The sequence below is a fragment of the Streptomyces vastus genome, assembly GCF_039532825.1.
Lineage (GTDB): Bacteria > Actinomycetota > Actinomycetes > Streptomycetales > Streptomycetaceae > Streptomyces > Streptomyces vastus.
This window is the reverse complement of record NZ_BAAASJ010000104.1, coordinates 88,847-101,299: the sequence shown is the minus strand read 5'-3', so window position 1 is coordinate 101,299 and position 12,453 is coordinate 88,847. Positions and strand designations below refer to the sequence as shown.

Genomic DNA, 12,453 nt, shown 5'->3' with positions numbered 1-12,453 from the left:
CGTATGCGCGATGACGCCGACCGGGAACGACTCGCTGACCGCGGCGGCGGAGTGGTGTCAGCACCGACCGGCACCGAGTCCTCACCCTCTACGGCATCACAAGATGACCATGAACCATGGCAGCCCGATCAGCGTCCCGCCGCCGGCGATCAGTGTGAACCCGGCGAGCTAGTCGGTGATTTCGTGCGCGATCGCGTTCCAGCTCGCGTGGGTGACGGGCGGCGAGCAGGACGGCTGCTGCGACGAGTGGTGTCACTCGGACTGCTCGCGTACGTCCACCAGTGCGGCGCCCGCGTGCGCGATGAGGGTCTTCGGGTCCATGGGGAAGACGGCGTACGGGGTGCCCGCGGCGGCCCACACGATGTCGTGGTCGAGCAGTGAACGGTCCGCCAGAACACGGGTCTTGGTCCGGTGCCCGAAGGGCGGTACGCCCCCGATCGCGTACCCCGTCGTCTCCCGAACGAGGTCCGCCCTGGCCCGCGTGACCTTCTCGGCGCCGAGTTCCCTCCGGACCAGCTCCAGGTCCACGCGGGAAGCCCCGTCCATGAGAACGAGGACCGGCACCCCGTCCGCTGCGAAGATCAGCGACTTGCAGATCTGGCTCAACTCGCAGTCGATCGCCGCGGCGGCCTCTGCGGCGGTACGGGTCGCGTCCGGAAAGCGGCGGATCTGCGGGGGCAGGTCATCCAGGCCCAGCTCACGCAGGGCTTCGGCGAAACGGGGATGCGCGGCGTTCTGCTCTTCAGCGGCGGTCATGCACGGCACGCTAGCGGCGCATGTACGGGACATGCGACCGAGTTCTCCGCTTGGGGCGTGCGCGCCGGGCACGCCCCACGTCAGCAGCGCGAGGCCGGTCGCCCACAAGGATGACAAGCGCCAACTCGGCTGGCTTTTCGATTGGTTGACGGGCATATGCTCGCCGCAAACAACCGCACACATGCGACGGCCCCCGTCCAGGACTGCAATCCCGATCGAGGGCCTGACCAGCGGGAAGCAGGAACCTTCCCGATGGATACGCAGAACCCTAGCGCGCCCTCGTGCGCCCAGGCGCGTCCGTGCACCACGCCGTCCTGGCCCGTTCCGGATCTGCGACGGCTGCTACCGCGCCCCGGCCCCGGGACCCGGCCGCTGTCGCTGTCGCGACTGCCGCTCCGGTCAGAAAGGGGCCGCCTAGCATGGACGTGACGATCCTTGCCCCTGGGCACAGACCACGAGGAGCGAGCGCCATGACCATCGCCTCTGACGACGCGCGGCCCGACGCTCACCACCGTTACCAGGCGATGCGTGAGTTCCTGGAGTCGATGGACGACACGCTTCCCGGCAAGTTCGAGATCACCAAGGAAGGGATCGTCCACGACATGATGGCGCCCATCGGCCCTCATGAGATGACCACTCTGCACATCCGGAAGCGCCTCGAGAAGGTCATGCCGGAAGAGCTGGTCGCCCATACGGGAACGCCTGACGTCGAAGCCGAATCCGAAGGCATCATGCGCCATCCCGACGTCATGGTGATCTCCATGGAGGACATGGACGTCCCGGGTTCCTTCGATCCGCGCACGCTCATCGCCGCCATCGAAGTCGTCTCGCGCTCCAACCCGGACAACGACTGGGTCAGCAAGGTGCGCGACTATCCCCTGCTCGGCATCCCCATCTACGTGATCTTCGACCCCCGCACCGGCGAGGGCGCCGTCCTTTCCGACATCCACTCGACCCCGAACGGCCCGCGCTACGCCACCCGCAAGGACTTCGTGTACGGCGAAGACGTCACCATCGCCGAGTGGACGATCTCCACGGAGAACCTGCCGCGCTACTCAAGCCAGTAGCGCAGCAGGTTGCTTCGAGCAGGGCCCCGGCCGAGGGGAAGGCATCGCGACAGGGCGCCCCACCAATGCGTGGGGCGCCCTGCCCGTTCAGGTGAGGCTTCAGACCCGCGGCCTCAGACCCGTACCAACTCCCGGTCCTCGTCCTCGTCCTGGTCCTGGTCCTTCGGACCGTCGGTCTCGTGGGTGCGGAGCGCCTCACCCTCGACGTCGACGTTCGGCAGCGCGCGGTCCAGCCACTTCGGGAGCCACCAGGCCTTCTTGCCGAGCAGGGCGAGCACCGCCGGGACGATCGCCATGCGGACCACGAACGCGTCGAAGAAGACGGCGATCGCGAGGCCGAAGCCGATCATCTTGATCATCGACTCGCTGGAGGTGATGAAGCCGCCGAAGACGGCCATCATGATGACCGCGGCGGCGGCCACGACCCGGGCACTGTGCCGGAAGCCGGTCACGATGGCCTGGCTCGGCGACTCGCCGTGGACGTACGCCTCCCGCATGCGGGTCACGAGGAACACCTCGTAGTCCATCGCGAGACCGAAGACCACGCCCACCATGAAGATCGGCATCATCGACATGATCGGGCCGGTCTCCTCGACGCCGAGCAGGCCGCCGAGCCACCCCCACTGGAAGACCGCGACCACTGCACCGAGCGCGGCGAGCACGCTGAGCAGGAAGCCGAGGGCCGCCTTCAGCGGGACCAGGATCGAGCGGAAGATCACGATCAGGAGGACGAAGGCGAGGCCGACCACGAGGGCCAGGTACGGGACCAGCGCGTCGGTGAGCTTCTGCGAGAAGTCGATGTTCATCGCGGTGGTGCCGGTGACCAGGACCCTCGCGCCCGTGTCGGCCTTGACGTCGGTGCCCTGGTCACGGATGGCGTGCACCAGGTCCTCGGTCTGTACCGAGGACGGCTTGGAGTCCGGGATCACGGTGATCGTCGCCGTGTCGCCGGCTTTGTTGAACGCCGCCGGGGTCACCGTCACGACGTCGTTGAGGCCCTTGATCCCGTCGGTGACCGTGGTGGCCGCCGCCTTGGGGTCGTCGCTGTCCTTGGCGTCGACCACGATCATCAGGGGGCCGTTGAAGCCGGGGCCGAAGCCCTCCGACAGCAGGTCGTAGGCGCGGCGCTGTGTGGTGGACGTCGGCTGCGAGCCGTCGTCGGGCAGGCCAAGTTCCAGCTGGGTGGCCGGGACGGCGATCGCACCCAGACCGACCACGCCGAGCAGCAGCACGGCGACCGGACGGCGGATGACGAAGCTCGCCCAACGGGTGCCCATGCCGGGCTTGGACTGGGTCTTGGACGGCTCAGACTTCTCGGACTTCTCCGACTGCACGGCCTTGTCGCCGCCGCGCGCCTTGCGCTTCTCGCCCGCCGGCCGGACCTTCCTGCCCGCGTACCCGAGCAGCGCCGGGATCATGGTCAGCGCTATGAGGACGGCCACCACGACCGTGCCCGCCGCCGCGAGGCCCATCTTGGTCAGCATCGGGACGCCGACGACCGAGAGGCCCGCCAGGGCGATCACGACCGTGAGACCCGCGAAGACCACCGCCGAGCCGGCGGTGCCGGTGGCCCGGCCTGCCGCCTCCTCGCGGTCACGGCCGTCGGCCAGCTCGCCCCGGTAGCGCGAGACGATGAACAGCGCGTAGTCGATGCCGACCGCGAGGCCGATCATCAACGCGAGTGTGGAGGTGGTGTCGCCGAGGTCGAGCGCGTTGGCGAGGGCGGTGATGGTGGCGACGCCGATGCCGACGCCGATGATCGCGGTCAGCAGCGGCAGTCCGGCCGCGACCAGCGAGCCCAGGGTGAGGACGAGGACGAGGGCGGCGATGGCGAGACCGATGGCCTCTCCGATCGCCCCCGGCTCGGCCGCGGCCTGCAGGGCGTCACCTCCGACGTCGACGGTCAGCCCGGTGGCCCGCGCCTCGTCCGCGGCCGCCTCGAGGGCGTCCCTGGTCGAGTCCTTCAGCTCCATGCCGGGAGCGTCGTACCTCACCGACGTATAGGCGACCGTGCCGTCCTTGCTCACGGCGTTCGTCGTGAACGGGTCGGTGACGGAGACGACTTCGAAGCCGTCGCCCAGTTCCTCGACGGTCTTCGCGACGGTCGCCTTGTTGTCGGCGTCCGTCATCTTCTGGCCCTCGGGCGCCTTGAAGACGATGCGCCCGGTTCCTCCGTCGGCGCTGGCGCCGGGGAATCGCTGCTCCAGCAGGTCGAAGGCCTTCTGCGCCTCGGTGCCGGGGATGGAGAAGGAGGTGGCGCCCGGGGCGGGTGCGGAGGCCGCGCCGACACCCGCGAGCGTCAGCAGCGCCACCCATATCAGTGCGACGAAGTGCCGTCGCCGGAAGGCGAGTCGGCCGAGTTTGCAGAGGAACGTAGCCACGAGGGAGTACTCCCGGTCAGGTCGTGGGGTGGTACAGGGCAGGGGTGATCAGCCCGACGACGAGGGGGGCACCGCCCGGCTCGAGCGCAGCCGAGAGCTGGGGGAGGTCGCGTCAGGTGCAACTGGGTAATTCTGGAAGGTGGTTGAGGGTCAGACGCCGAGAGCGGGGAGGACCACGGCGTCGAAGTACGAAATGAGGTACGCCTGGGTCGGCGGCAGCTCGTCGATCATGTTCCGGGCGATGAAGGCGCCGAGCATCATGTGCAGCACGTAATCCATCGCGGGGTTGTCCGCACGGATCTCACCCCGGTCGACGGCACGCTGCAAGACCTTGCGAATCTCTGACACCTCGGGCTCGATGAGCCATTCCCGGAACGCCTTGAGGAGTTCCGGGTTGCTGTGGACCGCCATGACCAGGCTCCGCATCAGCGCGGTGTCCTGCTCCATGGAGCAGTCGTCCTCACGCAGCGCCATGGCATGGAAGTCGCCCCGCAGAGAGCCGGTGTCGATGCCGGCCGGGTCAATCCGCTTGTGATGCCGGAGCGCCTTGGCCACCAGCTCGGCCTTGCCGCCCCACTGGCGGTAGAGCGTCGCCTTGCTGGACCGGGTGCGGGCGGCCACGGCGTCCATGGTCAGGGCGTCGTAGCCGACCTCCCGGAGCAGGTCGAGCACGGCCCCGTACAGCTCGGCCTCACGCTCGGGCGTGATCCGACTGCGGCGCACCGTCGCGGCTTCAGTCATCGCACTCACCTCTCCTGCTCCAACGCTCGGAGCGCCAGGCTACAAACCCACGCATGCAGGCCTGCAGACCGCACTAGCCGAACGAAACGGTTTCGTACGCCTCTGAAGATACATCGACGAATCTGCGAAACGAAACCGTTTCGTACGTGTCCTGAATCACGTACCCACCCGTCAACCCTCGCCACGAGTTGCCGGTCTCCCTCCCCCGTCAAAGCATGGGTAGGTGAACGACAGGCAGGAAAACCCGACCGTGCCGGCCAGCGGCTATCTGCGCTTCCCGCACCTCAGCGGCGACCGGCTCTGCTTCGTGGTCGAGGACGACCTCTGGGTGGCCCCCCTCGACCGCCCCGGCCGGGCCTGGCGGCTCACCGTCGACCGTACGAAGGTCGGGCACCCGCGCTTCTCGCCCGACGGCCGGCACATCGCGTACACGACGTGGCGCAGCCTCGACCCGGAGATCCACCTCGCCCCGGTGGACGGCGGCCCCGCCCGAAGGCTCACCTACTGGGGCAGCCCCGACACCCGGGTCTGCGGCTGGACGCCCGACGGCGACATCCTCGCCGTCGCCTCGCACGGCGAGCCCTTCGCCCACTTCACCTGGGCCTACAAGCTCCCGGTCGACGGCGACCCCGGCGGCAAGCTCCCCTGGGGCCCGGTCTCGCACATCGCGGTCGCCGACGTCGCCGGCGAGCACAAGACGCTGCTGCTCACCGGCACGCCTCCGCACGAGCCCGCCGCCTGGAAGCGCTACCGCGGCGGCGCCGCGGGACGCCTCTGGCTGCACGGGCAACGCATCCTCGACGAACTCGACGGGCACCTGGACGCGCCGATGTTCGTCGGCGAGCGGATCGCCTTCCTCTGTGACCACGAGGGCGTCGGCAACCTCTACTCGTGCCTGCACGACGGCTCCGACCTGCGCCGCCACACCGACCACGACGCCATCTACGCCCGCCATGCCTCCAGCGACGGCACCCGCGTCGTCTACCAGTGCGCGGGCGAGGTGTGGATCGTCGACGACCTGTCCGCCGGCTCCGCGCCCCGCCGCTTGGATGTGCGCCTGGGCGGGCCGCGTGCGGGGCGCCGCCCGTACCAGGTGCCGGCCGGACAGCACGTCGACGGGCTCTCCGTGGACGAGACGGGCCGGGCCAGTGCCGTCGTCGTACGCGGCAGCCTGTACTGGCTCACGCACCGCGACGGCCCGGCGCGCACCATCGCGGACACTCCGGGCGTACGCGTACGGCTGCCGGAGATGCTCGGCTCGAGCGGGCGGCTGGCGTATGTGACGGACGCGGAGGGCGAGGACGCCGTCGAGATCGCGCACCTGCCCGGCGCGACCGGCGCCCGCGCCCCGCGCCGGCTCGCCTCCGGCCGGCTGGGCCGCGTACTGGAACTCGTGTCGGATCCGCAGGGGGAACGGCTCGCGATCGCGGCCCACGACGGGCGGCTGCTCCTCATCGACACGGCCGAGGAGCCCGAAGGCGGCGAGGTCACCGAGCTGATCCAGTCCATCAACGGGCCCGTGCGCGACCTCGCCTTCTCCCCCGACGGCGCCTGGCTGACCTGGTCACACCCGGGCATCGGCCGGTCCCTGCGGCAGATCAAGATCGCGCGGATCGAAGGGCCGGGAGCCGAAGGTCCAGGAGTGCGCACGATCGTCGACGTCACCAACGGCCGCTTCGAGGACGAGGGGCCGGTATTCACGCGGGACGGCCGCTTCCTCGCGTTCCTGTCCTGGCGCGGCTTCGACCCGGTGTACGACGTGCACACCGGCGACCTGTCCTTCCCGCTGGGCTGCCGCCCGTATCTGGTCCCCCTGTCGTCCGCGACGCCCTCCCCCTTCGCGCTGACCCCCGAGGGACGCCCGGCCGCGGGCGGCCTGGACGTGGTCGAGGAGGACACCGGCGACGGCGCCGCGGTCACCGTCGAGACCGAAGGCCTGGCGAACCGCGTCACGCCCTTCCCGGTGCCCGCCTCCAAGTACTCGGCGCTGTACCCGGTCGCGGGCGGCGGACTGGTCTGGCTGCGCTGGCCGATCTCCGGCGCGCTCGGCGAGACCTTCGTCAACCCGGACGACACCTCCGGGCGGCCCACGCTGGAATACTTCAACATCAGCAAGGCGAAGAAGTCCGAACTCGTCGACCACCTCGACTCGTTCGCGGTCAGCGGCGACGGCTCGCGGCTCGTCGTCGTCGACGAGGGCGATCTGCGGGCCGTCCCCTCCACCGAGTCCGGCGACCTCGACACGACCGTGTGGATCGACTCGCGCCGCATCCTGCACCACGTCGACCCGGCCGCCGAGTGGCGGCAGTCGTACGAGGAGGCCGGCCGCCTGATCCGCGCGTACTTCTGGGAGCCGAAGATGTGTGGCATCGACTGGGACGCGGTGCTGGACCAGTACCGGCCGCTGGTCGAACGGGTCGCCTCCCCCGACGAGTTCGCCGATCTGCTGCGCGAGGTCCTGGGCGAGCTGGGCACGTCCCATGCGTACGTCATTCCCGCGCGCCGTAACGAAGGGCCGCCGCACTACCAGCGCGCACAAGGCATGCTGGGCGCCAACTTCGCGCACACAGATGGCAGTTGGACGGTGAGGCGGATACTGCCCGGCGAGTCGTCCGACTCCAGGGCTCGTTCACCGCTGGCCGGTACGGGCATCCGCGAAGGCGCGGTGCTCACCCACGTCGACGGCCGGCCGGTCGATCCGGTCGCCGGACCGTATCCGCTCCTGGCGGGGGCGGGCGGCACGACGGTGGAACTGACCTTTGCGTCGGCGGACGGCGAGGGGCATGCGCGCCGGGTCGCGGTCGTGCCGTTGATCGACGAGCGGCCCCTGCGCTACCAGGACTGGGTGGCCAAACGCCGTGATGTCGTACGGGAGTTGAGCCACGGCAAGTGCGGGTATCTGCACATCCCGGACATGGGCGGCTCGGGCTGGGCCCAGTTCAACCGCGATCTGCGCATGGAGATGTCCCGGCCCGCCCTGATCGTCGACGTACGCGGCAACGCCGGCGGCCACATCAGCGAGCTGGTCGTCGAGAAGCTCACCCGTACGATCCTGGGCTGGGACGTGACGCGCAACGCCCAGCCGGTGTCGTACGCCTCCAACGCCCCGCGCGGTCCCGTCGTCGCGCTCGCCGACGAAATGACGTCCTCGGACGGCGACATGATCACGGCCGCCTTCAAACTCCTCAAGCTCGGCCCGGTGGTGGGCCAGCGCACCTGGGGCGGCGTCGTCGGCATGACCGGCCGGCACCGTCTCGGCGACGGCACGGTCATCACGGTTCCCATGAACGCCGCCTGGTTCGACGCGTACGGCTGGTCCGTCGAGAACCACGGCGTCAGCCCAGACCTGCCCGTGCTGCGCACCCCGCTGGACTGGGCGGAGGGCCGCCACGCCCAACTGGCCGACGCGGTCCACCTGGCCCTGAACCTGCTGACCGACCACCCGGCAGCAACTCCCCCTGACCACCAGCACGTTCCGAACCGAACCCGCCCGAAACTGCCGCCCAGGGGCACTGCGTAAGGGGCGCCCTCCATTGAGGACGCCCCTTACTGCTCACGCAGGCTCAGCGATCAGATGTCATAGTCCTGATCGAGCCGGTCCTGCTCCGCCTGCTGCGCCCGCCGCGTCGGATCCTGCTCCTGACGCCCACGCTGCTGCTCCTGCCGACGGCGCCGGGCATCCTCGTGCTGGGCCCGCTCCCGCTCCTCCGGCGTCATCCGGCGCTCGCGCTCCTCCGGTGTCATCCGGCCGCGCTCGCTTTCGTCCCGGCCCTCGCTCATCTTCTTCTTCGCGTTCTGCTGAAGCTTCTCGGCCTTGTCCTGGAACTGGTCCTTCGTGCCCATGAGATTCACTCCCGTGGTGGGTGAGGGGATGGGGCCACGACCAGATTCACACGGACCGACAAAGCGCGCATTTCGGTTAGTTACGTACCGTTACGCACCGTGCCGCGCCTCTTCGTCAGCAGCCCCACCAGCTCCGACAAGCCCCGTACGGACCTTCCCGAGCCGTGGCTCGAACCGCCTCATCTCCCGCCGCCCCACCGTCGCGACGATCCCCGGCAGACAGCCCCGTACACCTTGCACACCGCGCAGCCACCACTGCCCGTACACATGATTCGACCGCCGCTCGATGCCGGCCACGATCCGGTCGACGGCGGGCCCCAGCGGATACGTCTTGCCGGCCGGCCACGGCATCCGCTGCCTCAACTCCCGCATCACGTCGTCCTGATCGGCCCCGCGCACCATGTCGGTGTCGGTCCACGACAGATAACCGACCCCGACGCGCACGCCCTTGTGGCCGACCTCGGTGCGCAGGCTGTGCGCGTACGCCTCCACGCCCGCCTTGGACGCGCAGTACGCCGTCATCATCGGCGCGGGCGTGAGCGCGGCGAGCGAGGCGATCTGCAGCAGATACCCGCGGCTCGCGAGGAGGGCGGGCATGAAGGCGCGGGCCGTCACCGCCGAGCCGATGAGGTTGACCTCGATGACGCGGCGCCAGGCCTCGGGGTCGGAGCCGGCGAAGGTCCCGCCGGTCGCGACGCCCGCGTTGGCGACGACGATGTCGACCTTCCCGAACCGCTCCTCGACCTCGGCCGCGACCCGGACCATCGCCTCGTGGTCGGTGACGTCGGCGTACCAGTGGCCGCCCTCGGTGTGCAGCCGCCCGGCGACCCGCTTCAGCTCCTCCGGTTCCAGACCGACGAGCGCGACCTTCGCGCCGCGCGCGGAGAGCTTGCGGGCGAGGAGTTCGCCGACGCCCCGCGCCGCTCCCGTGACGACGGCGACCTGTCCCTCCAGGCTCGCCCCGCTCCTCATGCGCCCTCCTTCAATTCGGCCCGCACATAGGTGGCCGCGAGTTCCCGGATCCGCCCGCTGACCAGCTCGGGCACCTCGACGGGGGTCATGTGCCCGATCCCGGGCAGCTCGGTGAGGCCGACACAGTCGGGCAGCGCGGCGGCCAGTTGGCGTGCGTGGACGACGGGCGTCATGCGGTCTGCCGTGCCCACGATCACAGCCGTCGGCATGGTCAACTCCCGTACTGCATGGTCGAGTTCGAGTGCGTCCAGTACGTGCGACCAGGCGTACCGCACCCGGCGCGGACACGCGTGCACGATGCGCGCACACGCCTCGACCATCTCCGGGGCCGAACCGGGGCCCATCGTCGCGTACTTGAGGATCCGCCGGGCGATCGGCGTGACCGGCCCCATCGGCGCCCGCGCCCCCAGGATGCGCCGGGTGAGCCAGGCCCGCAGCCGCCCGGCCCGCAGCGGCACCACCAGCGACTCGGCGACCAGCCGCGAACTGCCCGTGCTGCACAGCAGCACGGCCGCCGCATGCTCCCTCAGACGCGCCCGATCGGAGGCGGCGATCAGCGTCATCCCTCCCATGGAGTGCCCCACCACCACAGCCTTCTCGCCCGACTCGAGGGTGGCCGCGAGCACGGCCTCCAGGTCGTCGGCGAGCGCGTCAGTGGTGCAGGTGGCGTGCGCGGGACTCCGCCCGTGCCCACGCTGGTCGTACGCGATGACCCGATGGTCGGCGGCGAGATCCCGTATCTGTGCCGCCCAGTAGGCGGTCGAGCAGGTCCAGCCGTGCGCGAGCACCACGGCGGGCCCGTCCTCGGGTCCGTGCACCTCGACGTGCAGCCGCGCGCCGTCGGCGGAGACCGCGGTCAACTCCCTTACCGGGGCAGGCGGGGAGTAGGGACCACTCTTCACATGCGTCAGTCGGCTCACGCGCCGGCCTCCACCTTCTGCTCGCCTTGGATGTCGTCGGTACGGGTCCAGGATCCCCGGAGCACTTCGTACTCCGCGAGGTTGACGCGTCGTGTCGCGCTGCGGAACTCCGTCGTCGTACCGGGCCAGATGGTCGTGTTGCGGCCGTTCGCGTCGAGATACCAGCTGGTGCAGCCGCCCGTGCTCCACACAGTGCGCTTCATGCGCTCCTGGACCTTGTCGTTCCAAGCGCTGACGGCGCTCGGGCGGGCGTCCAGGGCGACCCGTCCGCCGAGGACGTCCAACTGCCGCAGATAGTCGGCCATGTAGTTCAGCTGGGACTCGATCATGAGGATCATGGAGGAGTTCCCGAGGCCCGTGTTCGGGCCGATGATCGACATCCAGTTGGGGAACCCGGCGGCACTCGCACCGCGCAGCGACTGCATGCCGGTCGCCCAGGCCTCGGCGAGGGTGCGGCCGTCCGCGCCCACGACACGCTCGGCGATCGGCAGGTCGGTGACGTGGAAGCCCGTACCGAAGACGATCACGTCGGCCTCGGTGCGGCTGCCGTCGACGGCGATGACGGTGCTGCCCTGGATCTGAGTGAGCCCGGAGGCGACGACGTCCACATTGGGCCTGGCGAGCGCCGGGTAGTAGTCGCTGGAGAGCAGGATGCGTTTGCAGCCGATGCGGTAGTCGGGCGTCAACTTGGCCCGCAGCGCCGGGTCCTTGATGGCGCGGGCCATGTTCAGCCGTGCGAACTGCTCGACCAGGCCCAGCTCCCCCGGGTGCTTGGTGAACGCCTGGACCTGCAACTCCCTCAGGCCCCACAGGAGCCCGCGCCGGGCCTTCGCAGTGAAGGGCAACTGCCGGTGCAGCAGGCGCTCGACTCCGCTGATCGCCCGGTCGACGCGCGGCAGCACCCACGGCGGGGTCCGCTGGAAAACTGTGAGCCGGGAGACCCGGGGCTGGAGCTCGGGCACGATCTGGATGGCCGAGGCGCCCGTACCGACGACCGCGACCCGCTTGCCGCGCAGGTCGTAGTCGTGGTCCCAGCGGGCCGAGTGGAAGACCGCGCCGGGGAAGGTGTCGAGCCCGGCGATGTCCGGCACCCGGGGCTCGGAGAGCGGCCCGGTGGCGGAGACGACGACATCGGCGGTGAGGTTGCCGCTGCTGGTCTCGATCTCCCAGCGCAGCCGCTCGCCGTCCCAAGTCATCCTCTTCACCTCGGAATTGAAGCGGAGGTGGGGGCGGAGCCGGAAGACATCCGAGACGTGCTCCAGGTACGCGCGGATGTGCTCCTGCCCCGAAAAGGTGCGCGGCCAGTCGGGATTGGGGGCGAAGGAGAACGAGTACAGGTGGGACGGTACGTCGCAGGCGCAGCCGGGATAGCTGTTGTCCCGCCAGGTGCCGCCGACACTGCCGGCCCGTTCGAGCACGACGAAGTCGGTGATCCCTTCCCGCCGCAGCCGCACGGCGGCCCCGAGCCCACCGAACCCGGACCCGACCACCGCCACGCGCACATGCCGCACACCTTCGGCCGCGTGCTCGTCGTGCTCGCGCTCCTGTCCGGTCATCCCGACCCCTCCCTGGTCCATCCTTGCCCCTGCCCAGCGCGACCATGCCAGTGAACACTGGCGCAATGGGGAGAGTAAGGGGAACGCCATACTCCTGGGTAGGGTCCGGGCCGAAGAAGTTACTGGCGGTACAACATAGGCTGCTCGAGTGGCTGAGGGATCGGGAAAACGGGGGCATGGGAAGTCCGGGCCGGGAACGCGCGAGCCCGGCAAGCGG

At 69.9% G+C, this 12,453-nt stretch carries 9 protein-coding genes; 2 read left to right on the top strand and 7 right to left on the bottom strand.

The features are described from left to right. Positions 1-252: 252 nt before the first annotated feature. Entirely contained in the window at positions 253-756 is a 504-nt protein-coding gene (locus ABD357_RS33445) for a YbaK/EbsC family protein (protein WP_344394897.1), read from the bottom strand. A gap of 470 nt (positions 757-1,226) precedes the next feature. Here ABD357_RS33445 and ABD357_RS33440 point away from each other — a divergent pair, with 470 nt between their 5' ends. Next, a complete protein-coding gene (locus ABD357_RS33440) occupies positions 1,227-1,823 on the top strand; it encodes a Uma2 family endonuclease (protein ID WP_344394895.1) in 597 nt (198 codons plus the stop codon). 113 nt (positions 1,824-1,936) lie between these two features. Here the strand turns inward: ABD357_RS33440 and ABD357_RS33435 are convergent, their stop codons facing one another. Further along, positions 1,937-4,204 (bottom strand): MMPL family transporter, encoded by a 2,268-nt coding sequence (locus ABD357_RS33435; protein WP_344394893.1) that lies wholly within the window; start codon positions 4,202-4,204, stop codon positions 1,937-1,939. Positions 4,205-4,354: 150 nt separating this feature from the next. After that, positions 4,355-4,945, bottom strand: coding sequence for a TetR/AcrR family transcriptional regulator (locus ABD357_RS33430; RefSeq protein ID WP_344394891.1), 591 nt, complete (start codon positions 4,943-4,945; stop codon positions 4,355-4,357). Positions 4,946-5,168: 223 nt separating this feature from the next. Between ABD357_RS33430 and ABD357_RS33425 the strand changes: the two genes are divergently transcribed. Continuing rightward, on the top strand, positions 5,169-8,465 hold the full coding sequence (locus ABD357_RS33425) for a S41 family peptidase (protein WP_344394889.1): 3,297 nt from the start codon (positions 5,169-5,171) through the stop codon (positions 8,463-8,465). A gap of 50 nt (positions 8,466-8,515) precedes the next feature. Here ABD357_RS33425 and ABD357_RS33420 read toward each other — a convergent pair whose 3' ends face one another. From ABD357_RS33420 to ABD357_RS33405, 4 genes are all read right to left on the bottom strand, one after another. Next, the gene (locus ABD357_RS33420) at positions 8,516-8,788 is read right to left on the bottom strand and encodes a hypothetical protein (protein ID WP_344394887.1); all 273 of its coding nucleotides are present in this window, start codon (positions 8,786-8,788) and stop codon (positions 8,516-8,518) included. A 90-nt stretch (positions 8,789-8,878) separates the two neighbouring features. Beyond that, a complete protein-coding gene (locus ABD357_RS33415) occupies positions 8,879-9,760 on the bottom strand; it encodes an SDR family oxidoreductase (protein ID WP_344394885.1) in 882 nt (293 codons plus the stop codon). After that, positions 9,757-10,680: an alpha/beta fold hydrolase gene (locus ABD357_RS33410; protein ID WP_344394883.1), complete on the bottom strand. Its 924-nt coding sequence runs from the start codon at positions 10,678-10,680 to the stop codon at positions 9,757-9,759. The genes ABD357_RS33415 and ABD357_RS33410 overlap by 4 nt, the downstream gene beginning before the upstream one ends. After that, positions 10,677-12,236, bottom strand: a complete 1,560-nt coding sequence (locus tag ABD357_RS33405; protein WP_344394881.1) for a flavin-containing monooxygenase — start codon at positions 12,234-12,236, stop codon at positions 10,677-10,679. Before ABD357_RS33405 ends, ABD357_RS33410 begins: the two co-directional genes overlap by 4 nt. Positions 12,237-12,453 lie beyond the last annotated feature (217 nt).

Coding starts and splice junctions, on each gene's coding strand:
- ABD357_RS33445 (WP_344394897.1), bottom strand. CDS start 756: ATGACCGCCGCTGAAGAGCAGAACGCCGCGCATCCCCGTTTCGCCGAA.
- ABD357_RS33440 (WP_344394895.1), top strand. CDS start 1,227: ATGACCATCGCCTCTGACGACGCGCGGCCCGACGCTCACCACCGTTAC.
- ABD357_RS33430 (WP_344394891.1), bottom strand. CDS start 4,945: ATGACTGAAGCCGCGACGGTGCGCCGCAGTCGGATCACGCCCGAGCGT.
- ABD357_RS33420 (WP_344394887.1), bottom strand. CDS start 8,788: ATGGGCACGAAGGACCAGTTCCAGGACAAGGCCGAGAAGCTTCAGCAG.
- ABD357_RS33415 (WP_344394885.1), bottom strand. CDS start 9,760: ATGAGGAGCGGGGCGAGCCTGGAGGGACAGGTCGCCGTCGTCACGGGA.
- ABD357_RS33405 (WP_344394881.1), bottom strand. CDS start 12,236: ATGACCGGACAGGAGCGCGAGCACGACGAGCACGCGGCCGAAGGTGTG.